The sequence below is a fragment of the Polynucleobacter yangtzensis genome, assembly GCF_027924165.1.
Lineage (GTDB): Bacteria > Pseudomonadota > Gammaproteobacteria > Burkholderiales > Burkholderiaceae > Polynucleobacter > Polynucleobacter yangtzensis.
The window spans coordinates 744487-770343 of record NZ_AP026973.1; the positions used below are offsets into that span (position 1 = coordinate 744487).

General features: G+C 46.6%; 17 protein-coding genes. 12 read left to right on the plus strand and 5 right to left on the minus strand.

Features of this window, described 5'->3' with window-relative positions:
- Positions 1-31: 31 nt before the first annotated feature.
- Positions 32-1396, minus strand: a complete 1365-nt coding sequence (argA, locus tag QMF28_RS03930) for an amino-acid N-acetyltransferase (protein ID WP_281743357.1) — start codon at positions 1394-1396, stop codon at positions 32-34.
- Between the two features lie 65 nt (positions 1397-1461).
- Between argA and hrpA the strand changes: the two genes are divergently transcribed.
- The 11 genes from hrpA (at position 1462) to QMF28_RS03985 (ending at position 16572) form a co-directional block, all read left to right on the plus strand.
- Positions 1462-5496, plus strand: coding sequence for an ATP-dependent RNA helicase HrpA (hrpA, locus tag QMF28_RS03935; RefSeq protein WP_345739974.1), 4035 nt, complete (start codon positions 1462-1464; stop codon positions 5494-5496).
- Positions 5497-5555: 59 nt separating this feature from the next.
- A complete protein-coding gene (locus QMF28_RS03940; RefSeq protein WP_281743359.1) occupies positions 5556-6590 on the plus strand; it encodes a YVTN family beta-propeller repeat protein in 1035 nt (344 codons plus the stop codon).
- Between the two features lie 17 nt (positions 6591-6607).
- Positions 6608-7387, plus strand: a complete 780-nt coding sequence (locus QMF28_RS03945; protein WP_281743360.1) for a polysaccharide deacetylase family protein — start codon at positions 6608-6610, stop codon at positions 7385-7387.
- A gap of 3 nt (positions 7388-7390) precedes the next feature.
- Positions 7391-8362 (plus strand): sterol desaturase family protein, encoded by a 972-nt coding sequence (locus QMF28_RS03950; RefSeq protein WP_281743361.1) that lies wholly within the window; start codon positions 7391-7393, stop codon positions 8360-8362.
- 29 nt (positions 8363-8391) lie between these two features.
- Positions 8392-9261, plus strand: coding sequence for an EI24 domain-containing protein (locus tag QMF28_RS03955; RefSeq protein ID WP_281743362.1), 870 nt, complete (start codon positions 8392-8394; stop codon positions 9259-9261).
- Between the two features lie 28 nt (positions 9262-9289).
- Complete coding sequence (locus tag QMF28_RS03960) at positions 9290-10144, plus strand: competence/damage-inducible protein A (RefSeq protein ID WP_281743363.1); 855 nt, start codon at positions 9290-9292, stop codon at positions 10142-10144.
- Positions 10145-10349: 205 nt separating this feature from the next.
- Positions 10350-11765 (plus strand): type I glutamate--ammonia ligase, encoded by a 1416-nt coding sequence (gene glnA, locus QMF28_RS03965; RefSeq protein WP_068321215.1) that lies wholly within the window; start codon positions 10350-10352, stop codon positions 11763-11765.
- A gap of 26 nt (positions 11766-11791) precedes the next feature.
- A complete protein-coding gene (gene glnL, locus QMF28_RS03970; protein ID WP_425594910.1) occupies positions 11792-12913 on the plus strand; it encodes a nitrogen regulation protein NR(II) in 1122 nt (373 codons plus the stop codon).
- Entirely contained in the window at positions 12910-14361 is a 1452-nt protein-coding gene (gene ntrC / locus QMF28_RS03975) for a nitrogen regulation protein NR(I) (RefSeq protein ID WP_068321223.1), read from the plus strand. Before glnL ends, ntrC begins: the two co-directional genes overlap by 4 nt.
- Complete coding sequence (xth, locus tag QMF28_RS03980) at positions 14354-15202, plus strand: exodeoxyribonuclease III (protein WP_281743365.1); 849 nt, start codon at positions 14354-14356, stop codon at positions 15200-15202. The genes ntrC and xth overlap by 8 nt, the downstream gene beginning before the upstream one ends.
- Before the next feature lie 65 nt (positions 15203-15267).
- Positions 15268-16572, plus strand: coding sequence for a lipase family protein (locus QMF28_RS03985; RefSeq protein WP_281743366.1), 1305 nt, complete (start codon positions 15268-15270; stop codon positions 16570-16572).
- Positions 16573-16685: 113 nt separating this feature from the next.
- Here the strand turns inward: QMF28_RS03985 and QMF28_RS03990 are convergent, their stop codons facing one another.
- From QMF28_RS03990 to QMF28_RS04005, 4 genes are read right to left on the minus strand one after another with little or no spacing between them, the layout of a single operon-like run.
- Positions 16686-18812 carry a M3 family metallopeptidase gene (locus QMF28_RS03990; RefSeq protein WP_281743367.1) on the minus strand — a complete coding sequence of 709 codons (2127 nt, stop codon included), beginning with the start codon at positions 18810-18812 and terminating at the stop codon, positions 16686-16688.
- 53 nt (positions 18813-18865) lie between these two features.
- The gene (folD, locus tag QMF28_RS03995; RefSeq protein ID WP_216214530.1) at positions 18866-19720 is read right to left on the minus strand and encodes a bifunctional methylenetetrahydrofolate dehydrogenase/methenyltetrahydrofolate cyclohydrolase FolD; all 855 of its coding nucleotides are present in this window, start codon (positions 19718-19720) and stop codon (positions 18866-18868) included.
- 15 nt (positions 19721-19735) lie between these two features.
- Positions 19736-20383, minus strand: a complete 648-nt coding sequence (locus QMF28_RS04000) for a response regulator transcription factor (RefSeq protein ID WP_068321237.1) — start codon at positions 20381-20383, stop codon at positions 19736-19738.
- Positions 20384-20418: 35 nt separating this feature from the next.
- A complete protein-coding gene (locus tag QMF28_RS04005) occupies positions 20419-22944 on the minus strand; it encodes a PAS domain-containing sensor histidine kinase (protein WP_281743369.1) in 2526 nt (841 codons plus the stop codon).
- 205 nt (positions 22945-23149) lie between these two features.
- On the opposite strand from QMF28_RS04005, the gene aceE reads away from it, so the two are divergent.
- Positions 23150-25846: a pyruvate dehydrogenase (acetyl-transferring), homodimeric type gene (gene aceE / locus QMF28_RS04010; RefSeq protein ID WP_281743370.1), complete on the plus strand. Its 2697-nt coding sequence runs from the start codon at positions 23150-23152 to the stop codon at positions 25844-25846.
- Positions 25847-25857 lie beyond the last annotated feature (11 nt).

Consider the following 25857-nt stretch of genomic DNA (forward strand, 5'->3'; position numbering starts at 1 on the left):
TTTCTAGTGATTCTTAAGATGCTTAGATTTCTTATAAATCTTTAGTTAAAACCATGGACTTGCGGTCCCAGTTATAAATTTGTTTTCTTTCTTCAGGCAAGTCATCCACTGACGCCCGTTTAAAGCCGCGCTTTAAGAACCAGTGCTCAGTTCTTGTCGTAAGAACAAATAATTTTTTGATGCCTTCTTGTTTGGCGCGCATCTCAACACGCTTAAGCAGACGCTCACCGTCACCTGATCCTTGAACATCAGGATCAACAGCAAGGCATGCTAGCTCACCAACGCCATTTGGGAAAGGGAAGAGTGCTGCGCAACCAAAGAGAACGCGATCATGCTCAATCACGGAGAAGCGCTGAATATCGCGCTCAATCACATCTTGACCGCGTGCAGCTAAGATGCCCTCATCTTCTAGAGGCATAGTTAATTGCAAAATGCCGCCAACGTCATCTTGGTTGGCTTCACGTAAGTTCTCAATATCGGATGAAGCTAGCATCATGCCAATACCATCATGGGTAAAGAGTTCTTCCAGGAGGGCGCCATCTTGATTGCATGGGAGGAAGTGGACGCGGCTAACGCCCGCCCGAATTGCTCTACCAGCAGTATTCAACAGACCCTTCATACCAAAGTCCATATCTTTGTTCTGCGCGACATATTCTTGTAGTTGTGGCATTGACAGTTCAGTAATGAAGTCACCCTCAGCATCCTTAAGACCAGCATATGGACTTAAGAAAATCAGCTTATCTGCTTTGAGCGCTGCAGCAGTGGATGCCGCTACATCTTCATACGCCAAGTTGAATGCTTGGCCTGTTGGTGAAAAACCTAAAGGTGAAAGCAAAACAATTTTGTTGCTATCCAGAGACTGTCTAATCGAACCAGAGTCCACTTTACGAACCAGTCCTGTATGAATGTAGTCAGTACCCTCAACAACACCTACCGGCATAGCAGTAATAAAGTTGCCAGAGATCACTGAAATGCGTGAACCAGCCATTGGAGTATTTGGAAGACCACGACTAAATGCCGCCTCAATATCCAGACGTAATTCACCGGCAGCTTCTTTGACACACTCTAGTGCGGCAGCATCGGTAATCCGGTAGCTGTGCATTGCACTCTTACCGAACTTACTTTTAATGTTGCGGAGCATGAGCTGCTCTTCAATTTGCGGGCGAATGCCATGAACCAAAACAATACGCATGCCCATGGCGTGCAACATGGCGATATCTTCAATCAGGTTCTCAAGACCGATTTCTTGTACGAGCTCACCCGCAAAAGCAATCACAAAGGTCTTTTCGCGGAAGCTATGAATATAGGGCGCAACATCACGCAGCCACCCTACAAAAGGGAAGTTGGAGGTCGTTTCTTCGGCCAATGTGGCCTGATTTGGTGCATTTGTCGGCATAGTGAGAAAATTATAGGGTGCAAGAGCCTATAAACCAACAAAAACCCAAAGCATTCCCAAAGCCTGTGCCTGCTTCCAACACCTTGCGGAAGCTAGATATTCGCTTTCCGGAGGATTTGCCGGTCTCTGGTCAGCGTCAGCTGATCAAGGATGCCCTGCAGAGCCACCAGGTGGTCATTGTGTGCGGAGAGACGGGCTCAGGTAAGACCACGCAGCTACCAAAGATCTGTTTGGATCTAGGTCGAGGCACCATTAATGGTGGCAAGCTCATTGGCCACACCCAGCCGCGCAGGATCGCAGCGACTGCCACAGCCAAGCGCATTGCTCAAGAGTTAGGTTCACCCATTGGCCAGGATGTTGGCTACCAAGTGCGTTTTGCCGACAAGACTAGCAATACAGCCTCTATCAAACTGATGACAGATGGCATCCTGCTAGCCGAGACGCAGCGTGACTCACACTTACGCGCTTATGACACGCTCATCATCGATGAGGCGCATGAGCGCAGCCTCAATATTGATTTCTTATTGGGTTATTTGCGTCAGCTCCTACCGAAGCGACCCGATCTTAAGTTGATCATCACTTCAGCAACGATTGATGCCCAGCGATTTGCAGAGCACTTTGCAATGAATGGCAAGGTAGCACCAGTAATCGAGGTCAGTGGTCGACTGTTTCCGGTGGAGCAGCGCTACGCACCGCTAGAGCCAGATGCCAAGCCTGACGGCAAAAAGGAATCCAAGACATCCAAAGAAATTCCGGATGCCGTTACCGAAGAGATTGCTAGCTTATGGCGTGAAGGCGCCGCTGGCGCTGGAGACGTATTGGTCTTCTTACCGGGCGAGCGTGAGATCCGTGATTGCGCAGAGGCTTTACGTAAAGATCATGTCCTGCAGCAGCGCTTTCATCCGGAGGTTCTGAGTTTGTTTGCGCGTCAGTCCGTTGCCGAGCAAGAAAGAGTATTTAGTCCGGGTAATGGTCGCAGAATCATTCTGACAACCAACGTGGCAGAGACTTCATTAACGGTTCCCAATATTCGGTATGTGATCGATAGCGGCCTAGCGAGAGTAAAGCGCTACTCATATCGTAATAAGGTCGAGCAGCTCCAAATAGAGCCGATCTCGCAAGCAGCTGCCAATCAAAGGGCGGGGCGTTGCGGTCGTGTATCGGATGGCATCTGCGTGCGCTTGTATAGCGAGCAAGATTATCAAGGCCGCCCTAAATTTACTGACCCTGAAATATTGCGAAGTTCATTAGCGGCAGTGTTGTTGCGCATGAGCTCCTTACGCTTGCCAAAGATTCAGCACTTTCCATTTATTGATAAGCCACTAGGCAGAGCAATTGCAGATGGCGTACAACTTTTAGATGAGTTAGGCGCAATTGAATTTGATGAAGCAGAACCAGCTGATGGCAAGGACATCAACAACAGCTTCAAACTCACTGCTATTGGTAAGCAGTTGGCAGATTTGCCGTTAGATCCTCGTATTGGACGTATGTTGCTGGCTGCAAAAGAGCAGAATTCTTTAAAGGAAGTAACCATCATTGCTTCAGCGTTAGCTACCCAAGACCCAAGAGATCGGCCTATGGATCAGGCTGCCGCTGCAGATCAAGCGCATTTGCAATTTGCTGATGAGCGCTCTGAGTTTTTGAGTTTCGTAAAGCTCTGGAATTGGTATCAGGACGCTTTGCAACATAAGCACAGCAATCGTCAGCTAGAGAATCTCTGCAAGAGTAAGTTTCTGTCACCCCGTCGCTTACGCGAATGGCGCGATGTCCATGGTCAACTCCATACGATGCTCGGCGAGAAGGGCTGGAAGGAAAATAGTCTGGCCGCAACTTATGAACAAGTCCATCTTTCTTTATTGACTGGCTTGCTTGGGTATGTCGCCAAAAAAGAAGAGGATGAAAAATCTCAAGATCGCAATAGCAAGACCGGTGGTTACGTTGGTGCCCGAGGTATACGTCCATTTATCTGGCCTGGCTCTACCATTGGCAAAAAGGCGGGTGCCTGGATTTTGGCTGGTGAACTACAAGAAACCAATCGCATGTATGCCAGAACCATTGCAAAGATTGAGCCGCAATGGGTAGAGCGGGTTGCTGCTCATCGCCTGATTAAGTCTTTGAGTGATCCGTTCTGGGATAACCGTCAGGGCGAGGTCATGGCATTTGAGCGTGGCACTTTGTACGGCCTGCCTATCTACCATGGCCGCCGCGTTCGTTATGAACCTCATAACCCCAATGAAGCAAGAGAGCTATTTATTCGTCAGGCATTAGTCCAAGAAGAAATGTTTGGGCGCATGGATACGCCAGCGTTGCAACGCGAGACTGAAACTGATGCCAAGAAAAAATACCCAAATCTGTTTGGATTCTTTTGGCATAACCGTCGTCTCATAAAAGAGATTGAAGCCTTAGAGCATCGCTCACGTCGACCAGATGTTTTGGTGGATGATGAGTTGCTATTTGCGTTCTACGAGTCTCGTATTCCAAAAGGAGTGTGTAGTCGAGAAAGTCTTAAAGTGTGGTTAGCTAAAAAAAGCGGAGAAGATAAAAGCCAAGGAAGTGAGTTGGATGCTCAGCTTCGCCTAGAAAAAGCAGACCTGATGCGTCACGAGGCGGCAGGCATTACTGTGGATCGCTATCCTAAGTCGATGCTGGTGGGCGGGGCACAGCTAAGCCTGACTTATCACTTTGAACCTGGAAGCCCTAAAGATGGTGTGACACTTGTTGTTCCTTTGACGCAGTTAAACCAAGTAGATGGGCGTCGTTGTGAGTGGCTTGTGCCAGGCATGTGTGAGGAGAAAGTGCTTCTCCTACTCAAATCTTTACCTCAGAAACTTCGCCGTCATTGTGTGCCGCTACCGGATTACGCTAAATCTTTTCTGGAGCGCAAGCTTGAAGAGAAGCAATTTGGTGTTGGTGACTTCTTGGATAGTTTGATCGGAGATATTCGCAAAGAGCGCGGATTGGAAATTAAGCGCACGGATTTCAGGCCAGAGGCTTTGCCTTTGCACTCATCTATGAACTTCCGCTTGATTGACGAGCATGGGCGACAGTTGGAGGTGGAACGCAATTTAGCGCGCTTACGATCTGAGTATGGGCAGACTGCCCGAAACGCTTTCCAAGCAATTGCTCAGGAAACAGCCCAGGTCGAGTTAGGCGTAGAGCCTCCGGTAGGCGAAAAAAATAAAGCCAATTCAACTGGCGGTAAAAATACTGCAGATACGACTCGTAAGGTGGAGCAGGGCGGTTACCGTACTTGGGAGTTTGGGGAGCTGCCTGAAACATTAGAAATACAAAAAGGCAATAAAACCTTATTTGGTTATCCCGCATTAGTTGACCGCGGCGACTTCTGCGATCTTGAGGTATTTGATGATCTTGAGGAAGCTCGTAAACAACATGGTTTAGGGCTGCGACGTCTATTTGCTCTGAGTAATAAAGATACGCTCAAGGCTTTGCAAAAACAGTTGCCAGGTATTCGAGAATTAGGCTTGCTCTTTATTAATGTGGGCTCAGTAGAGGGATTAATTGATCAGATTTTGAATCTAGCTCTTGAACGTGCTTACATGACTGAGCCATTGCCAGTCAATGCTGAGCAATTTACCGAGCGTTTACAAGCAGGAAAGCCAAGATTGGCACTCATCGCCCAAGAGGTTTCTCGTCACGCATTAAATGCATTACAAGCCCATGCAGATTTACAGAAAAAGATCGCTAGTGCAAAAGCTGCATCACCGAGTGCTTATGCAGATATTCAGGCGCAGATGCAAGGCTTGATATTTCCCAAATTTGTGGCAGAGATACCATATGCCCAACTGGTACATGTGCCGCGATACTTAAAAGCTATTGCGATGCGGATTGATAAATTACGTTCCAACCCAAGTCGCGACGCTCAGTGTCAAAAAGATTGGGAATCGGTTGCGCGTCCATGGCAAAAACTGATACAGGGAAATAAGGGTGGCTCATCCTATGCAATGGCCGAAGACCAGGCCTTAATGGATTTTCGTTGGCAACTGGAAGAGCTGAGGGTGGCTTTATATGCCCAGGAGCTGAAAACACCAACTCCGATGTCCTTAAAGCGCCTCGAAAAGGTTTTAGCCAGCTTGCGCTAAGTCAAATCCATTGCAGCCTAGAGGTCATTTTGACCCTCCTAATTGCTTACAATGGGGGTATGTATACATTTATCAAGATTAGAGGTTTTCGCACAATTGCGACCTCCGCTTTATTGACCCTCCTTTTAGTCAATCAAAATGCATTTGCGCAAGCTAGTAATGCTGCAGCACCAATAGCTGCAAATCAGCCTAAGTTGGCGGTGATTCTCAATTCTGGCGAAGCTTCAGTCAGTTTGATTGATATGACTACTCGCCAGGTCATCAAAACAATTCCAGTAGGTAAAGAACCTCACCATCTGATGTTGACGCCAGATCAAAAGACTTTGCTGATCGCAAATGCGGCAGGCAATGATGTGGCTTTAATGAATCCAACAACTGGCGAATTGACTGGCAGAATTCCAAACATTATCGATCCATACCAAATTGGATACTCCCCAAATCACAAATGGTTCGTGGCAAACGGTAATCGCTTAGACCGTGTCGATATTTATGCTGCCGATGGCGCAAATCTGAAATTAGCGAAGACTGTGAAATTAGCAAAGACTCCAAGCCATATTGCATTTACAGCGGATAGCAAAATTGCATTCATTACTTTGCAAGACTCAAACGAGCTTGCTGCTATTGATCTTGAAACACAAAATGTATTGTGGGTTATGCCGACAGGTAAGGTTCCTGCGGGCTTATGGATGACGCCTGGTGATCAGTACTTATTGGTTGGCATTACTGGTGAAGATAATGTCCAGGTGATCGACTGGAAAAATCGCAAAGAAGTAAAACGCATCCCAACAGGGAAGGGCGCACATAACTTCCGCCCTCTAGGGGATAAGAAGCATGTATTTGTGAGCAACCGTATTGCCTCCACAATTAGCCTGATCAATATGCAAACCCTGGAAAAGGTTGGTGATATCACTGGGCTCCCAGCGGGACCGGATGACATGGAAATTACTCCTGACGGAAAAACGCTTTGGGTTACCTTGCGTTTCTCAAAAAAGGTTGGAGTCATCGATATCCCAACCATGAAGTTAGTTACTGTTATTCCAGTGGGTAAGTCGCCTCATGGAGTTTTCTTTACCCCAAGGGCTGGATGGGAATAAGTGTCAACATGAAATGCATGAGTTATAAGGTATTCATACGTATTGCAGCCGTGCTTTTGCTCGGCTGTTTTTCATTGGGAGTCTCTGCTCAGCCTGCAGAATGTAATAAAAAGGTTTACCTCACCTTTGACACTGGAAATATGGCGGTCGCTGAAAAGGTGGCGGAAATTCTGAAGCGACAAAATGTGAAAGCCACATTTTTCTTGGCGAATGAAAAAACTCTCCGCGGTGATTTTTCTTTAGATGATTCTTGGAAGACTTATTGGCAAGAACGCGTTAAAGAGGGGCATCACTTTGGTAGCCATACCTATGACCATACTTATTTTGTTAAAGATGGTCCTAAAGGTGAGGTATTTGAGAAGCCTCAGTTTGGTCCTAAAGCAGGTATGACAGTACTCTATAACGAGGCAGCTATGTGTAAAGAAATTCGCCGTGTAGATCAGCGTTTTCAAGAGCTCACCGATCATCCGATTCAAAAGATATGGCGTGCGCCTGGCGGCAAAACTTCTCCTGCCTTGATCCGCATGGGCAATATGTGTGGATATGAGCATATTGGCTGGGATCCCGCTGGATTTTTGGGTGATGAGCTGAACTCTGATAAACACCCCAATGGCACTCTTCTGGATAAGGCGAGCCGCAATCTTAAGGATGGCGATATCACCATGGCACATTTGGGGATTTGGTCCAGAAAAGACCCTTGGGCGCCCGCCGTATTGGAGCAGCTCATTGTTAATCTCAAGGCTCGTGGATTCTGCTTTGGACTGCTGCCCAAGAATCCCGTAAATCAGTCAAAATAAAGCATGGATCTCAATGCCATCACTTCTGCAATTTCAGCCGCGTACGCTAGCGTTCAGGAGTTTCTGTTTGCAAATATAGTGGCCCCAGTTTTATATCAATTCGATTTAATGGCTTGGGCTGAAGATGTATTTGATGGACTTGATTGGTTTTTGTTTGGCTGCATCCAAATTTTCTTAATCATTGTTGTCCTAAGAACTTGGGAGCGCCTCGCCCCAGCAGAAAAGCAAGAGCGTTTTGCGAAAGCAACTCGAGCTGATGTCTTGTACACCTTGTTTCATCGCTTGGGCATTTTTCATGGCCTAGTATTTATCGCTTTGTCTGGATTCTTCTTCGGGGTCGACTCCATCCTGCACGATTTCCGTTTCGATCGTTTAAACGTCGAGTCATGGTGGCCTGGTGTAACTTCTATTCCGGCTATTAGCTTCCTGATTTATTTGATATTGCTAGATTTCGTTGACTATCTCTACCACCGTGCGTCTCACGTATTTAACTGGTGGTGGCAGTTACATGCTTTGCATCACAGTCAAACAGTCATGACTGCTTGGTCTGACAATCGCAATCACATATTGGATGACATCATGCGGGCAGTGGTGATGTCTTTTGTTGCGTTGATGTTTGGAGTATCGCCAGGCCAATTCATTTTGCTGATTGCTTTAAGTGAATTTCTGCAAAGTTGGCAGCATGCCAATATCAAGACCCATTTAGGCCCCGCTAAATATCTATTGGTATCGCCTATGTTTCACCGCATGCACCATGCCGTTGGATATGGTCACGAAGCTAAAGGTAAGCCCGGTGTATTAGGAGGTTGTAACTTTGGTGTTTTATTCCCATGGTGGGATATGTTGTTTAGAACGGCCATCTTTCCTAAAGAGGTCTATCCTACAGGGGTAAGAAACCTAACGGTTTCGCAAAATATCCTTACACAACAGTGGCAAGGTCTTGTTCATGCCTTTAAAGAAATCATGCCTAAGTAGACTTCAAGTCTCAAGGCAATAGGAGTTGTATGGTCGGCTTGCAGCAGGTATTTAAATCATTTGGCATGGCTTTGGTTGGGACTATGCATCCACGGATGTTGTGGCTCAGCTTAAGACCATTTCTGATTGTTTCCGTGCTGTGGGGTTGTCTTATCTGGCTTACATGGACGCCTGCACTTGAAGCATTAAGTGTCTTTCTAACTACTTCTATATTTACCAGCTGGATTCAAGAAGGTCTTGTTTGGGCAGGATTTGATAACGCGCGAGCATGGATAGCGCCATTATTTTTTGTCATGCTGATCATTCCGCTGATCACAATCAGCTTGCTCGTATTCATTGCCTTTTCGACCGTCCCTGCAATTGTCAAAATTGCTTCAAGAAATTCCCAATTTCATGATCTCGAATGTAAACAAGGCGGCGGGTTCTTCGGCAGTTTGATTTACTCATTGTGGTCGGCCATGATTTGTCTGGCTCTCGTGATGTTGACTCTGCCGGTTTGGTGGGTGCCTCCACTTGTCGCTGTCTTGCCTCCCTTGCTCTGGGGATGGTTAACGATGCGACTCATGTCCTATGACGTATTAGCAAAACATGCCAGCTCGGAAGAGCGCGATCTCTTACTTGAAAAATATCGTTGGCCTTTGCTCTGCATGGGCATTGCATCCGGAATGCTAGGTGCGGTGCCTACATTCTTTTGGGCCACCTCTGCATTGGCTTTGGTGTTGTTCCCGATCGTAAGCTTCATAGCACTTTGGATTTATTCTTTGATCTTTATCTTTGCTGCTTTGTGGTTTAGTTACTTCCTATTGGATGCACTAAAGCAACTGAGAGAGGAAGAGTTGGATAAAGCGCTGACAGTGGAATCACGTGTAGTGGATATGGAACTTCCGTTTCACGGTTAATACGATGGCTAATAAGATAGTTGATGAAATGAAAAAAGTTGAAATAGACGAACCAAAAGATGTGGCAGCTGCAGCGCAACGTCGCTTCGGTTTAATCGTGATCGGTGATGAAATCTTGTCAGGTCGCCGTCAAGACAAACACATGAGCAAAATGATTGAGCTTCTCAACGAGCGTGGCCTCAGCCTTGCCTGGGCTAAATATGTTGCCGATGATCCTGCGCAAATTACTGCCACGCTAAAAGAGAGCTTTGCAAGCGGGGATGTCGTGTTTAGTACAGGCGGTATTGGCGCAACGCCAGATGACCATACTCGTCAATGCGCTGCTTTAGCCTTAGGTACAAAAATTGAATTGCACCCAACTGCAAAAGAATTGATTGCCGGCAGAATTCAGTCGATGGCAGAAGGGGATCCGATTAAGGCAGATCTCAGCACTACAGAAAATCAACATCGCTTCAAGATGGGTGAATTTCCCATTGGCAGCGAAATCATTCCTAACCCCTACAACCAAATTCCGGGCTTTCGAATTCAGGAGCATCACTTTGTGCCAGGCTTCCCGGTAATGGCAGCGCCGATGATGGCATGGTGCTTGGATACCCATTACAAGGATCTATTCCACCAAGAGAATTGGGCTGAGCAGAGTTTTATCGTCCCGAAGGGGATTGAGTCAACTTTGACTCCCTTAATGGAGCGTATAGAGGCCAACTTTCCTGGAGTAAAGGTCTTTAGCTTGCCATCAGTAGGCGATGCCACCAGGGGTGGCGTGTATGCCCAGCGCCACATTGAGTTGGGTATTAAAGGCAATGCCAACCTCCTAGAAAGCGCCTGGATTGCCCTCAGGGCAGGCACCCAAGAGCTGGGTTACGAAATCCACGATATCGTCTAAAACTATTTGCACTAAAAAGGTGCAAATAGGGGTATTTGAGCTTATCTGAGGGATATTTCAGCACTTAAACAGTGCAATAATGAGAGTTCCCATTTGTTTGCTTCAGTAAATTACATACATCCATAAGGCATGTTTGGTGCCTGGAATAAACAAGGGTGTATGCCTTAAGTTTTAATTCCGAATTTAGTTAATAGAGGAGATTTGCATGACGAAGACCGTCGCTGATGTGATGAAGTTAGTTAAAGAGAAAGAATGTACTTTCGTTGATTTCCGCTTTGTAGACACAAAGGGTAAAGAACAACACACGACAGTTCCTATCTCTGCTTTTGACGAAGACAAATTTGAGAGCGGTCATGCATTTGACGGTTCTTCTATTGCTGGTTGGAAGGGTATTGAAGCATCAGACATGTTGCTCAAACCAGATCCAACAGCTGCTTATATTGATCCATTCTATGAAGAGCCAACATTGGTTCTTACATGTGACGTAATCGAGCCAGCTGATGGCAAAGGTTATGACCGTGACCCACGTTCTATTGCTAAGCGCGCTGAAGCCTATTTGAAGAGCACTGGCTTGGGCGATACAGCTTACTTTGGTCCAGAGCCAGAATTCTTTATTTTTGACGGCGTTCGTTGGGGTGCTGACATGCAGGGTTGCTTCGTGAAGATTGATTCCGAAGAAGCTCCATGGTCTTCGGCTGCTGAAATCGAAGGCGGCAACACTGGTCACCGTCCAGGCAAAAAAGGCGGCTACTTCCCAGTTGCTCCTGTAGATACATTCCAAGACATGCGTTCTGAAATGTGTTTGATTCTCGAATCATTGGGTATTCCAGTTGAAGTTCATCACCATGAAGTTGCTGGCCAAGGTCAAAACGAATTGGGCACTAAGTTCAGCACATTGGTACAACGCGCTGACTGGACTATCTGGCAGAAGTATGTCATTCAAAACGTTGCTCATGCTTATGGCAAGACAGCAACTTTCATGCCTAAGCCAGTAGTTGGTGATAACGGTTCTGGTATGCACGTTCACCAATCTATTTGGAAGAACGGCGAGAACTTGTTTGCTGGTAACGGTTACGCAGGTTTGTCAGAATTCGCATTGTTCTACATCGGCGGCATCATCAAGCACGCTAAGGCATTGAATGCGATTACTAACCCAGGTACCAACTCATACAAGCGTTTGGTGCCAGGCTTTGAAGCGCCGGTGAAGTTAGCTTACTCAGCACGTAACCGTTCTGCTTCTATCCGTATTCCACACGTAGCAAATCCTAAGGGTCGTCGTATCGAAACTCGTTTCCCAGATCCATTGGCTAACCCATACCTCTGCTTCTCCGCATTGATGATGGCTGGTTTGGACGGCGTTCAAAACAAGATTCATCCAGGCGAAGCTGCTGACAAGAACTTGTATGACTTGCCACCAGAAGAAGATGCAAAGATCCCAACCGTTTGCGCGAGCTTGGAAGAGGCATTGGAAGCATTGAAGAAAGATCACGAGTTCTTGACTCGCGGTGGTGTATTCACTGAGTCCATGATTGATGCGTATATCAATTTGAAGATGGAAGATGTCACACGTTTCCGTATGACTACTCATCCTATCGAATTTGATATGTACTACTCCCTGTAAGCGAAGGAGAGAACTTGAGCGCAGGTCTGTTGCGCAATTCGTTCAAGGGAGCAGCTTCGGCTGCTCCTTTTTTTCCGACATTGCTTGATCAGATGCCCAATGCCATCGTGGTATTTGAGGCTGAGACCCAACAATTGGTGTACGTGAATCCGGCTGCTGAGTCAGCTTTGGACCTCTCGCGTAAATCACTTGAGGGTCAATCTGTGCACAACTTATTTGGTGACAATGAAGCATTAAGAGTCATGATTGGTGAAGTGAAGCAGGGGCATGTAATGGCGCAGCGCCAAGAAATGATCTTGCATTCCTTACCTAGCAGTATTCATCATGAGTCAATACCGGCACACGTTGTTGTGGCGGTCCTCGAGGATCCTAGTCTCATCATGATGGAGTGGTTTCCGATAGATCAGCAGTTGCGTAGTGAGCGCGATGAACGCGTAACGCAGCAGGTTGAGGCAAATAAACAGTTGATGCGCAATTTAGCGCATGAGATTAAAAATCCATTGGGTGGAATTCGTGGAGCGGCTCAGCTGCTCGAGTTCGAATTGCCAGATAAAGGTTTGCGGGAGTACACGCAAGTCATTATTAAAGAATCTGATCGCCTGCAGACTTTGGTAGACCGTCTCTTGGCGCCACATCGCAAGGCGCACGTGATGGAATCCTTCAACGTGCATGAAGCTTTGGAGCGTGTACGTAGTTTGGTTTTGGCTGAGTTTCCAAAGGGACTCAAAATTATTCGTAATTACGATACAAGTCTGCCAGATGTATTGGGAGACCGTGAGCAGTTGATTCAGGCAACACTTAATATTGTTCATAACGCAGCACAAGCTCTTTCTGAAGAGATTCAAAGTGGTGTTGCGCAAATTGAGCTGAAGACCCGAGTGGCACGTTCAGTGACGATTGCTAAGCATCGCTATAAGTTGGCGATGGATCTGCATGTGATTGATAACGGGCCAGGTATCCCAGAAGAAATTATTGAACGCATCTTCTTCCCGTTAGTTTCGGGTAGAGAGGGTGGTAGTGGCCTTGGTCTTACTTTGGCGCAAACCTTTGTTCAGCAACACCAGGGCTTTATTTCCTGTAATAGCCGTCCTGGTCGCACCGATTTTCATATTCAAATTCCATACCGTAGGCAGGAGAAAGCATCATGAAACCAATTTGGATCGTTGACGATGATCAATCCATTCGTTGGGTCTTAGAAAAAGCGTTATCGCGTGAGAATATTCCACATAAGAGTTTCTCTAATCCAAATGATGTTCTCAATGCCCTGGAGAAGGAATCTCCTCAGGTGTTGATTTCAGATATTCGCATGCCGCGCGGTAATGGTTTGGATCTATTGCAGCATGTAAAAGCTAGCCATCCGAATTTGCCTGTCATCATCATGACGGCATACTCCGATTTAGATTCAGCCGTCTCTTCTTTTCAAGGCGGTGCGTTTGAGTACCTCACCAAACCATTTGACGTCGAAAAAGCGGTGGAGTTGATTCATCGTGCAGTTGAGCAGGGTATTCGCAATGACTCTGGCTCTAAAGAATTAACCGCATGGCGCCAAGATGCTACTGAGATCATTGGTCAAGCGCCAGCCATGCAAGAAATCTTCCGTGCAATTGGTCGTTTAGCTCAGTCCAATGCAACAGTCCTCATTACTGGCGAGTCTGGTACTGGCAAAGAGATGGTGGCTCATGCATTGCACAAGCACAGCCCTTGCGCTAAAGGTCCATTTATCTCTTTGAGCACATCAGCTGTACCAAAAGATTTATTAGAGTCTGAGTTGTTTGGTCATGAGCGTGGCGCCTTTCCTGGTGCGCAAACTCTACGTCGCGGTCGCTTTGAGCAGGCCGATGGCGGCACCCTGTTTTTAGGTGAAGTAGGCGACCTTCCATTTGACCTGCAGACCCGTTTGCTGCGAGTTTTGTCTGATGGTCATTTCTATCGCATTGGCGGTCAAGATCCGATTAAGGCCAACGTACGCATCATCGCATCTACTCACCAGAACCTGGATGCAAGAGTGGCTGCAGGTCTCTTCCGTGAAGATTTATTACATCGCCTGAATGTCATTCGTTTGCGCATGCCTTCATTGCGTGAGCGTAGCGAAGACATTCCGATGTTAGCCCGTCATTTCATGCTCACTTGTGCAAAGTCATTGGGTGTTGAGCCTAAAAAGCTATCTGATGAAGTTTTAAAAGAAATCAGCGCAATGCCCTTTCCTGGTAACGTACGTCAATTAGAGAACTTATGTCATTGGTTAACGGTAATGACGCCTGCCAATGTGATTGGGGTAAGTGATCTGCCTGCCGATATCGTTGCAGAGGCTAGCGAGCAACCCGTGATTCTTCATGGTGAGTCCTCGCCAAGTAATCCTGCTGCGACTAAAGTTGCTTCAGGTGACTGGGAGAGTGGCTTAGGACGTCTTGCCGTGAAGATGCTGCAAGATGGCGATAAGGAAGTCTTTGATGCTCTTACTGCACGTTTCGAAAAGGCGGTGCTACAGGCTGCACTTGAAGTAACGCGCGGGAGAAGGGTGGAGGCTGCTCAACGTCTAGGTATTGGACGCAATACGATTACCCGTAAGTTGCAAGAGTTGGGAATCGATGACTGATTCAGTTCGCATAGCCGCATGGAATGTGAACTCATTAAAGGTTCGCCTTCCACAAGTCCTGAGTTGGTTGCATGATCAGGAAAAAAAGCAGCAGCCTATTGATGCATTATGTTTGCAGGAGCTCAAGCTCACGGATGATAAGTATCCGCATAAAGAGCTTGAGGATGCTGGCTACTTGAGTCTGGCTGCAGGCCAAAAGACCTATAACGGCGTAGCCATCATTGTGCGCAAGGCGGCGCTAGCGCCGATTGCATCTGACACGGTAACCAGCTTTCTAAAACCGATTAGAAACATTCCAAACTTCGAAGATGAGCAGCAAAGAATCTTGGCTGCCACGATTCCCTTTGCGGGAACCCAGCCAATAAGGTTGGTCTCTGCATATTTTCCAAACGGTCAATCGCCTGATAGCGATAAATTCATATATAAGCTTAGTTGGCTTAAAGCATTGCAAACTTGGTTAGGAGAAGAGCTCCAACAGAACTCGCGTTTAGCTTTGCTCGGCGACTTTAATATTGCCCCTGCAGATATAGATGTGCATGATCCCTCTAAATGGATCGGGCAGAACTTAGTTTCCCCGGATGAGCGTCAAGCTTTCCAACAATTGGTTGAATTGGGCTTAACAGACTCTTTCAGAATGTTTGAGCAGCCACCTAAAATCTTTAGCTGGTGGGATTATCGTATGATGGGTTTCAGAAGAAATGCCGGTCTGCGTATCGACCACATCCTTCTGAGTGAAGCGCTTAAAGACAAATGCACTGCGAGCATAGTCGATAAAGAGCCTAGAACCTGGGAGCAGCCTTCTGATCATGCCCCTGTAGTTGCAACGATTAAAAAAGTATAGCTAGCCTTAATTTCAGCTTTGCTTGGTGTTTAATAGAGCTTTTAGAACCCAATATTATTCTGATCATGAAAAAAATCACTCGTCTTTCAGTTTTAGCGCTCGGTACCGCTCTCGGTGTTTTGTCGCTTACTGTATTCGCTGATCCTCCGGTACAACCTTTTTATGCGTCCGTGATGAAGATGGCCCCCGAAGGTAAGCTAGGGCAAGTGATTAAGCAGGAAAAAATTGAAACTTCCGTCAAGGGTGCTCAAGCATGGAAGATTGCCTATATTTCTTCTGACATTGCTGGACGCAAAACCATCTCAACTGGCCTAGTAGTTGCTCCAGTTGGACAAGCTCCTGCAGGTGGTCGTCCAGTGATAACGTGGGCGCATGGTACAACGGGTTCAGCTCAGAACTGTGGCCCATCACAAGTATTAGATCCAGCAGTTCCTTTAAATGAGTATTTCTTGGTTGGCGGAAATTCTTGGACTGATTATGGAATTCCAGCAGTAGAAGAATTTATTAAAGAGGGTTATGTATTGGTTGCAACCGACTACCAAGGTTTGGGTGGTGGTGGCAGACATCAATATAGTGTTTCAGCAACCAATGGCATGGATACGCTTAATGCTGCTCGTGCTGCCGGCTCTATGAAGGAGACGGGTGCCAACAAGAAGACGATTGTTTATGGATGGTCGCAGGGTGGTGGAGCCACAATTGCCTTAGCTGGAATGCCTGACTATATAAAACAAACTGGCACCGCATTTGATGGTGTGGAGATTCTAGGATTTGTTGCTCTAGCGCCGCAAGATATTTCTATTCTCGCTCCAGTAGGAAAACTAGATCAAGCTGCTGCGGATAAATATTTGCAGGGCTCGCTAAAAATGTTTTCAGATAACATCTTTAACTTCACCCATGCAACTATGTTCTACTGGGGTACTCAGGCAGCCTTTCCTAATCTAAAGCTGTCCGATCTTTTTACCGATGAGGGCGTGAAAGTAGTTAACGAAATTTACAATAACAAATGTATGCATGCGGCTAGCGATACATTTAATTTTAACTATGCAACAACTTATACCAACTTATTGAAATCTACTCCAACTAACACTATGGCTTGGGCACAAGCAATGATTAAGGGCGGCGTACCCGTAGTAAGACCCGTTGCGCCAGTGCAAATCTATTTTGGCTCAAAAGATACTGCTGTTCCTCCAATGATGCATAAGCTTTATCAAGATCAAATTTGTAAATTAGGTGGTAATGTTGGAAGAATGCAATTACCCGGTGAGCAATCGCACTTTACGACCCCTGGATCATCTAAGCCATTCTACTTAGCTTGGGTTAAGGATCGAGTATCAGGCAAACCACTAGAGAATGCTTGCCCAAAAAACTAAATCAGAAACTAAGCTATTAAGTAAATCAGAAATGAAATCTTAAAATTCATCAGTCAAGAAATAGAAAAACCACCCTCGGGTGGTTTTTCTATTTGCGCAATTCATTAAATCAATTAAGCCAAGCCACCATGCCTGAGAAGGGCATCAATACTCGGCTCTCTGCCTCTGAAGGCCTTAAATGATTCGGCTGCTGGACGGCTACCACCCACTTCCAAGATCTCTTCGCGATAACGAGCACCCGTTTTTTCATCTAGGACGCTACCAGTAAGCTTGGCGGCCTCTTCAAAGGCAGAGTAGACATCTGCTGATAGAACTTCTGCCCATTTATAGCTGTAATAGCCTGCTGCATAGCCACCTGCAAAGATATGGCTGAAGGTATTAATCCAGCGAGAGATAGCGGGCTGTGGGATGACATTAAATTGATCGGCAATCGCTCTTGAGAGGTCGAGTACCGCTTGATCATTCGCATCTTTGGTATCCAAACTGGAGTGTAGGCGCCAGTCGGTTAATGACATCACAATTTGGCGCAGGGTTATATAGCCATTTTGGAAATTCTTGGCGGCTAAGATTTTTTCAAAGAGCTCACGCGGCAACGGTTTGCCAGTTTCAGCATGTGCAGTCATCTTTTCCAAGACCTCCCATTCCCAGCAGAAATTTTCCATAAACTGACTTGGTAGCTCAACCGCATCCCATTCAACCCCATTGATTCCAGAAACACCTAAAGCGCTAACTTGGGTCAAGAGGTGGTGCAGTCCGTGCCCACTCTCATGGAAGAGGGTGATCACATCATCATGGGTAATGGTAGGCTGGCGCAAGACGCCATCAACCTTCACTGGAGGTGCAAAGTTACAGACTAAATACGCTACAGGTATTTGGATCTCTCCATTGGGTAATACTCTGCGGCCGCGGGCATCATCCATCCAGGCGCCGCCACGCTTGCCAGGGCGAGCATAGGGATCGAGGTAAAAATATGCCACGATATTACCCTTGGCATTTTTGACTGAGAAGGATTGCACGTCAGCATGCCATGTAGGTAGGCTAGCTGCTTCAATCTTTACGCCAAACAAAGTTTGAATTACTTGGAAGAGTCCATCCAATACTTTGGGTAATGGGAAATACTGCTTCAATTCATTCTCTGAGAATGAGTAACGCTCTTGCTTCAATCGCTCAGAAGCAAATGCAACATCCCAAGGCTCCAAGCCATCTGTAATTGAAAGTTCTGTTTTGGCAAACTCGGAAAGTTCTTGCCAATCCTTGAGTGCAAAAGGTTTTGCCTTTTGGGCAAAATTGGTTAAAAAGGAATCCACTTCCTCAACGCTATTTGCCATCTTTGGCGCTAAGCTCAGCGCGGCATAGTTCTTGAATCCCAGCATCCGCGCTTCTTCATCGCGCAGTCTGAGTTGCTCAAGCATATTTTTCGTATTATCCCAATCCAGCTTGCCTTTGCCGTATTGTGGCGCCAGCTCTGAAGCGCGCGTGACATAGGCCTCGTACATCAAGCGGCGCAGGGCACGATTTTCTGAGTACTGCATGACTGGGTAATAAGAAGGGAAGTGCAGTGTGAATGCCCAGCCCTGCAGATTCTTTTGCTGAGCAGTATCTGCGGCTGCAGCAACTGTATCCTCAGGTAGTCCCACCAGATCTGCTTTATCCGTTACAAGGTGTACAAAGCCATCGGTTGCATCTAAGACATGATCAGAAAAGGCTTTGCCTAAGGTTGCTTGCTCATCCTGAATTTGGGCAAAACGCGGCTTGTCTGCATCGCTCAACTCTGCTCCGCCCAAGCGAAAATCACGTAAGGAGTTTTCGATCACTTTTTTCTGTGCTGAACTCAGTTTTGCAAAGTCAGGAGATTTGCTGAGTTCTTTAAATTTCTTGTAAAGATCTAAATTCTGTCCAAGACTTGAAAAGAAAGCGGTTACCTTTGGCAGCATCGCACCATAGGCGGCTCGTAATTCTGGTGTATCAGCAACACTATTGAGGTGAGAGATCACACCCCAAGACCTGCCTAAAGACTCTGTAGCATCTTCTAGTGGTTCAGCTAGCGTTTCCCAGGTTGGTGCTGTGTTTGGATTTACTGCAACATCCACTGCATCCTGCGCATACTTTAATAGGTATTCGATTGCTGGGGCAATGTGCTCAGGCTTTACTTCAGAGTAAGCAGCAATGCCACGTCCAAAAGTAACGAGAGGATTGTTTTGTAATTCAGCGGGGAGGGTATTAGCGAGGGATGTAGTCATCCCCCTAGCTTAATGGACTGGGAGCAATTTTGCCAAAAGTCCCAGTCAAATCCTTAGTGCTTTGATGCCTTTTCTGCCGCTTCTAAGGTGTTCATCAACAACATAGTGATGGTCATGGGGCCAACGCCACCAGGAACGGGGGTGATCCAGCCGGCGACATACTTGGCGGTATCAAAATCAACATCACCACAAAGCTTGCCATCTGGCAGGCGGTTAATACCAACGTCAATCACTACTGCACCATTTTTGACCATATCGCCAGAGATCATCTTCGGTTTGCCAGTAGCAACGACCAAGATATCGGCATCCTTTGTGTGGTGTGCCAGGTCACGCGTCTTGCTATTGCAGATGGTGACGGTTGCACCAGCCTGTAGCAGCAACATAGCCATTGGTTTACCCACAATATTGGATGCACCAACAATCACAGCACGTGCGCCGCGAATTGGATATTCAATACTCTCTAGAATCTTCATGCAGCCATAAGGCGTGCATGGCTTGAATTCTGGTTGGCCAACCATTAATGCGCCGGCATTCGCAACGTGAAAGCCATCTACGTCTTTCTCCGGAGCAATCGCTTCGAGTACGCGTTCAGAAGCAATGTGTTCTGGCAATGGGAGCTGTACCAAGATCCCATGAATTGCAGGATCTGCATTCAGGGTAGCAATGCGAGCCAGCAGTTCTTCTTCGCCAAGTTCGGCGGAGTAGCGCTCCAAAACGGAATGAAAGCCAACATCTTCACAAGCTTTGACCTTATTGCGTACATACACTGCGCTGGCAGGGTTGTCGCCAACTACAATGACAGCTAAGCCAGGGCGAGTGCCTTTGGCAGTAACGATTGCACCACGAGCTGCAATCTCTGTACGAAGCTTTTTAGAGAGTGCGTTTCCATCTAATAATTGCGCTGGCATCTCAAGACCCTGATATTAATTAGGTTGTGGATCAGATAAAGCCAGGCGGAGTAGGTCTGCCACAGTATTGACGTTGAGCTTTTCCATGATATTGGCACGGTGTGCTTCAACAGTCTTGATAGAAATGCCAAGGTCATCAGCAATTTGTTTATTTAAGCGACCAGCAACAATACGCTCGAGCACTTGACGTTCACGACCGGTCAGTTTGCTGAGTAAGCTTTGAGTAATTTTGCGTTGGCTTGCTTGTGAATAGTCAATGCGAGCTTTAGCAAGCATGCGATCTACCAAACCACAAAGATCATTTTCTTTAAATGGTTTCTCGATGAAGTCTACTGCGCCGCGCTTCATAGTAGATACCGCCATAGAAACATCGCCGTGACCTGTGATGAAGGCTACTGGCATTGGCAAATTTTCAGCAGTTAAGCGCTCTTGTAATTCAAGGCCTGACATGCCAGGCATGCGCACATCCAAAATGGCGCAAGAGATAGTGGACTTATCAGTGCTTTGCAAAGACTGTAAGAAACGTTCAGCGCTTGCATGGCAACGCACAACATAGCCGTTGCTTTCTAAAAGCCAAGTGAGGGAATCTCTAACTGCTTCATCATCATCAACAACATAGACAACTTCAGCTTGGTTTGGTTTTGCAGTAGCACTTAAGTTCATATCAGTTCTCGCGAGGTAAACCTATAAATTCAGTATTAAGTATTGGCCTTGGTTTCAGGGGATTCCAGGGGTAGAAGTATTGTAAAGGTGCAGCCGACTAGCTTGGTCTGTTCGGAGTCCTGGACATTGGTGGCCCAAAGCCTACCATGGTGGGATTCAATAATAGAGCGGCAGATATTGAGCCCCATGCCCATACCATCGGATTTGGTACTAAAAAACGGCTCAAACATGTGTTCTAGGACATTTTCAGGGATTCCACCCCCGCCATCGATAACCTGAATTCTGAGCATGGCTGGGAAAATGCTGGTGTCTAAATCGGCAGTAATCCTCACTGGGGGAGCTGACCAGCGTGAGGAGAGGGGGTAGGCCTCACGAACACTATCAAGCGCATTTTTCAGTAGATTAACTACCACCTGCAGGATAAGAACCGGATCCAGATTAACCACCGGAAGATTATCAGCAATCTCGGAAGTGATGGTGAGACGGTGACGATGTGCTTCAATTTCAACTAGACCAACTGCATCATTAATGATTTCAGAAACGTTTGCTGCTTTACGCTGAGGTTCGCTACGCTTAACGAAGCCTCGAATACGTTGAATGATCGTTCCGGCGCGGTGTGCCTGTTCGGAGGCTTTAGCCAGTGCTGGCAAGATCTCCTTAGTAATAGCAGGGTCGACATTGCCTTCTAAACGCTTTGCCACTCCGTTGCAGTAATTTGAAATAGCGGAGAGGGGTTGATTCAACTCGTGAGCCAATGAGGAGGCCATCTCACCCATGGTGGTGAGACGACTGGTGAACTGCATGCGCTCTTGCTGTTGGCGCGCCAAATCATCTGCCTCTTTACGCGCAGTGATATCGGTAGCAACCAATAATTGCGCAAGATGGCCATCAACCCATGGGATGAAGCGTCGTCTAACTTCAAACCACTTATTACTGCCATCAGTTAATTGCACTTCTTCTGACTCTGATTCCTGATAAAGAAAAGAAGTCGGAATGCCATCACGTATGTAGTCCTGAAGATCTTGCGCGATGTTATGCAAGGTGTCGATTTCTTTTTCTTGATGAGCTAATTGAAAGTGCCCCTTGGAATCATTGCCAAAATTTTCTCGGTAGAAGCGGTTTGCAAATAACAGTTCATCAGTTTCTAAAGAGACAACAGACACTGCAGCGTCTAGACTTTCTAGAACGGTGGTAAATCGTTCTTGTGATGCAGCTAATTCTTCACGAATCTTTTTTGGCTCCGAAATATCGATTAATGAGGTTACCCAGCCAGTCTGTTTACCTTTTTCATTAATCAAGGGCGCAATGAAGGTGCGGGTCTGGATCAAAGTTCCATCGCGCTTCATAATGGCACCCTCGATACCAATTTTCATACTGCCGCTGATCTCAGATTTCAGGGCGCGATTCATTTTGTCTATCAGCTCATCTCTTCGGCTATCTGGCCAAAATGGAAATGGTGGAGTAAGGCCCATTAACTCTTCGGAGGTCCAGCCTGTCATTTCGCAAAAGGCTCGATTGACGTAAGTGATTCTTTTCTCCATATCGTGAGCACGGATACCCACTGGAGTGGAGTTCTCCATCGCATTACGAAAACTAGTTTCTGTACGCAGACTTGCTTCGGCTTCTTGGCGCACTTGCATTTGCTTGAGGACGGACCACAAACTCCAAATCACGAAGATACTCAGCCCCAACACAACGCCAATCAACATCCTGAAGGTGAGGTTGGTAGGTGGAGGATAGGTATCAATCCGCAAGGTGATATTCGGACTTAATACTCCGATATCTAAGCTGGTCTGATTGCTGAAAGCCCTTTTAGGAGTCCCTTTATCGGAGGAGATTGCTAGAACTTTTTCGTTGTCGGTAATGAGGGTAAAGCGGTAGTAGGACTTGAGCTCTCCAGGAATGACATCCAAAATCCCTTGGGTAGTGTAGAGCGCCGCCAAGTAACCTACTATTTCTCCGCTGACTATATTGGGCACCACTTGCCAGAAAACAATTTTTCTCTCTGCATTGATTGGCTCATCGCCCGGAAGATTAAGCGAGATAAATGGACTATAGGCAGCTCTACCAGTTACTCTGCTGAGTTCAATGGTGGATGCAAGTCCAGCATTAACGGGTTGATCATTTTGAGTCTTAGTAATCCAATCTGATTTACCTGTTTCATTTGGTGCCGCCCATTCACGCTGAGCTTGGTTGTTTAGCCAAATGATTTTGACTATTTCATGGTTGTTGACAACTAGATCATCTGCCTGTTCTCTGGCGATTTGCTTGAATTTAATTTGGTCTTCACTAGCCGAAACTTCACGATTGATTGTGGTTAATGCATCGAGATTGCTGGCAAATCGAGATTGAATACGCTGCTTGGCAAAAGATAATTCTCTAAATAGCGCTGCTTCTTGTTGGTTCTTTTCTTGTAGGTGCAGGGTCCCCAAAATAATGCCCATGACTGCAGTAAAAATCACAATCGCAATCAGAGGGGTGTAAACAAGCCTAAATCCGCGTATTTTGCGCAGCCATTTCAATGGCCGAAGGAAAAGGTTGGTGGAGGCTGAAACTTTCATGAATACAAAGCATTTTGCCCTATTGCGACCCCTGAAACGGGATTTGTGGTCTATATAGCCATTCTTATTTGCACCGCAATAAATTACCACATTATGAGAAATATTATCATTATGTGGAAAATTGCTTGTTTACACCCATATACCTTCCTAGAATATTGCCTATAGAGTTAATGACAAATAAAGCACTATTTAATGGAGACTAAAGATGGCAGCGGTTCCAGACCAAGTATTAGGTAAACAGAATGTTCAGGATGCCGATCCGGGGGAGACTCAAGAGTGGTTGCAGGCGCTCGATGGCGTGATTCGTAATGAGGGACCAGAAAGAGCTGCCTATCTTATTGATCAACAAATTTCTCACGCTCGTGTAAACGGGGTAGTTCAGCCATTCCATGCCGAGACTCCTTACATCAATACGATTCCCGTGGAAAACCAAGCACGCTTGCCTGGCGATCAGAATGTAGAGCACCGTATTCGTTCTTACACTCGTTGGAATGCCATGGCGATGGTATTGCGCGCCAATAAAGATACCAACGTTGGCGGCCACATTTCTTCTTTCCAATCGGCGGCGACTTTATACGACGTAGGCTTTAATCACTTCTGGCATGCACCATCTCCGGAGCATGGTGGTGATTTGATATTTGTACAAGGCCACTCAGCTCCAGGTGTATATGCACGTGCTTATATGTTGGGTCGCCTCGAAGAGGGTCAGCTCAATAACTTCCGTCAAGAAGTAGGCGGCAAAGGCATCTCTAGTTATCCGCATCCTTGGTTGATGCCAGACTTCTGGCAGTTCCCAACCGTATCGATGGGCTTGGGTCCGATCATGGCGATTTACCAAGCGCGCTTTATGAAGTACTTAACTGATCGTGGCTTTATTCAAGAGCAGGGCCGTAAAGTTTGGGCCTTCTTGGGTGATGGTGAAACCGATGAACCAGAATCTCTGGGTGCGATTGGTATGGCCGGTCGTGAAAAACTCGACAATCTGATTTTTGTCATCAACTGTAACTTGCAGCGCTTAGATGGCCCAGTGCGCGGTAACGGAAAAATTATTCAAGAGCTCGAGAGTGAGTTCCGCGGTTCAGGCTGGAACGTCATTAAGGTAGTATGGGGCGGTCAATGGGATGCTTTATTTGCACGTGATAAAAAAGGCATCTTGATGCAGCGTTTGGGCGAGATCGTTGACGGTCAGTACCAGACGATGAAGTCTAAGAATGGTGCCTATGTTCGCGAGATTGTTTTCAATACCCCAGAATTAAAGGCTTTAGTTAGCGACTGGAGTGATGATGAGATCTGGCAACTGAATCGTGGTGGCCATGATCCTCATAAAGTATATGCAGCGTTTCATGCGGCGGTAAATCATAAAGAACAGCCAACAGTGATCTTGGCGCATACCATTAAGGGTTACGGTATGGGTGGTTCAGGCGAGGCGATGAATATTGCCCACCAGGCGAAGAAGATGAATGCAGATGACGTTCGTCGTTTCCGAGATCGCTTTGAAATTCCAGTTAAAGATGAGCAGTTAGATGACATGCCTTTGGTGAAGTTTGCTGAAGGCAGTCCAGAGCTTGAGTACATGAAGGCTCGCCGTCAAGAGTTGGGTGGTTATTTGCCACAGCGTCGCACCAAAGCGGAAAGCTTGCCAGTACCTTCATTAGAAACTTTCGCACCATTACTTGAAGCAACTACAGAAGGTCGCGAGATCTCAACAACGATGGCATTTGTGCGCTTGCTCAACACCGTCGTGCGCGATAAGGTACTTGGTAAGCGTGTTGTTCCGATTGTGCCAGACGAGTCACGTACTTTCGGTATGGAAGGCATGTTCCGCCAATTGGGCATTTGGAATCAGTTAGGTCAGCTCTACACCCCAGAAGATCACGATCAATTGATGTTCTATAAAGAGGATAAGACCGGTCAGATCTTGCAGGAGGGTATTAACGAAGCTGGTGGTATGTGCGATTGGATCGCTGCCGCTACTTCTTACTCCACGCATGGCGTACCGATGTTGCCTTTCTACATCTTCTATTCCATGTTTGGTTTCCAACGTATTGGTGACTTAGCTTGGGCTGCAGGCGATATGCGTAGCCGTGGTTTCTTGCTAGGCGGGACTGCTGGTAGAACTACTTTGAACGGCGAAGGCTTGCAACACGAAGATGGTCATAGCCATCTGTGGAGTGGTGCAGTTCCTAACTGTATTAGCTACGACCCTACATTCTCATTTGAATTGGCGGTAGTCATTCAGGATGGTATGCGTCGCATGTTGGAAGTTCAGGAAGACGTGTACTACTACGTTACCTTGATGAATGAGAACTACGCTCATCCAGCAATGCCTAAGGGTGCAGAAAAAGACATCATTAAGGGTATGTATAAGCTGAAGTCAGTTGGCGATGCCAACGCAAAGCTGCGCGTACAACTTTTAGGCTCTGGAACAATCTTCCGCGAAGTTATCGAAGCGGCAGAGATTTTGCATAAAGACTGGGGCATTGCTTCAGACTTGTGGGGTTGCCCAAGCTTTACTGAACTTGGCCGTGATTGGACTGCAGCACACCGCAGCAATCTTTTGAACCCAGCTGCTGCACCAACCCTATCTCATGTTGAGAAGTGCCTTAAAGACACGACTGGTCCAGTGATTGCAGCGACTGACTATGTGCGTTTATTTGCAGAGCAAATTCGTCCGGCGATTCAGCACATGGGTCGTCGCTACGAAGTGCTCGGTACTGACGGATTTGGTCGTTCAGATACCCGTGAAAAACTCCGTGATTTCTTTGAAGTAGATCGTCGTTGGGTGGTTCTGACTGCTTTGAGGTCTTTGGTTGACTCCGGTCAGCTTGATCGCTCTAAGTTGGCAGAAGCGATTAAGAAATACGACATCGACACTACTAAACCAAACCCAATGACGGTTTGATAAGAGATAAA

Excerpts from the sequence above, each read along its gene's own strand:
- QMF28_RS03945 (WP_281743360.1), top strand. The coding sequence starts at position 6,608 with ATGAGTTATAAGGTATTCATACGTATTGCAGCCGTGCTTTTGCTCGGC.
- QMF28_RS03960 (WP_281743363.1), top strand. The coding sequence starts at position 9,290 with ATGAAAAAAGTTGAAATAGACGAACCAAAAGATGTGGCAGCTGCAGCG.
- QMF28_RS04000 (WP_068321237.1), bottom strand. The coding sequence starts at position 20,383 with ATGAACTTAAGTGCTACTGCAAAACCAAACCAAGCTGAAGTTGTCTAT.
- xth (WP_281743365.1), top strand. The coding sequence starts at position 14,354 with ATGACTGATTCAGTTCGCATAGCCGCATGGAATGTGAACTCATTAAAG.
- argA (WP_281743357.1), bottom strand. The coding sequence starts at position 1,396 with ATGCCGACAAATGCACCAAATCAGGCCACATTGGCCGAAGAAACGACC.
- QMF28_RS03985 (WP_281743366.1), top strand. The coding sequence starts at position 15,268 with ATGAAAAAAATCACTCGTCTTTCAGTTTTAGCGCTCGGTACCGCTCTC.
- glnA (WP_068321215.1), top strand. The coding sequence starts at position 10,350 with ATGACGAAGACCGTCGCTGATGTGATGAAGTTAGTTAAAGAGAAAGAA.
- QMF28_RS03940 (WP_281743359.1), top strand. The coding sequence starts at position 5,556 with ATGTATACATTTATCAAGATTAGAGGTTTTCGCACAATTGCGACCTCC.
- QMF28_RS03955 (WP_281743362.1), top strand. The coding sequence starts at position 8,392 with ATGGTCGGCTTGCAGCAGGTATTTAAATCATTTGGCATGGCTTTGGTT.
- aceE (WP_281743370.1), top strand. The coding sequence starts at position 23,150 with ATGGCAGCGGTTCCAGACCAAGTATTAGGTAAACAGAATGTTCAGGAT.
- ntrC (WP_068321223.1), top strand. The coding sequence starts at position 12,910 with ATGAAACCAATTTGGATCGTTGACGATGATCAATCCATTCGTTGGGTC.
- QMF28_RS03990 (WP_281743367.1), bottom strand. The coding sequence starts at position 18,812 with ATGACTACATCCCTCGCTAATACCCTCCCCGCTGAATTACAAAACAAT.
- QMF28_RS04005 (WP_281743369.1), bottom strand. The coding sequence starts at position 22,944 with ATGAAAGTTTCAGCCTCCACCAACCTTTTCCTTCGGCCATTGAAATGG.
- QMF28_RS03950 (WP_281743361.1), top strand. The coding sequence starts at position 7,391 with ATGGATCTCAATGCCATCACTTCTGCAATTTCAGCCGCGTACGCTAGC.
- folD (WP_216214530.1), bottom strand. The coding sequence starts at position 19,720 with ATGCCAGCGCAATTATTAGATGGAAACGCACTCTCTAAAAAGCTTCGT.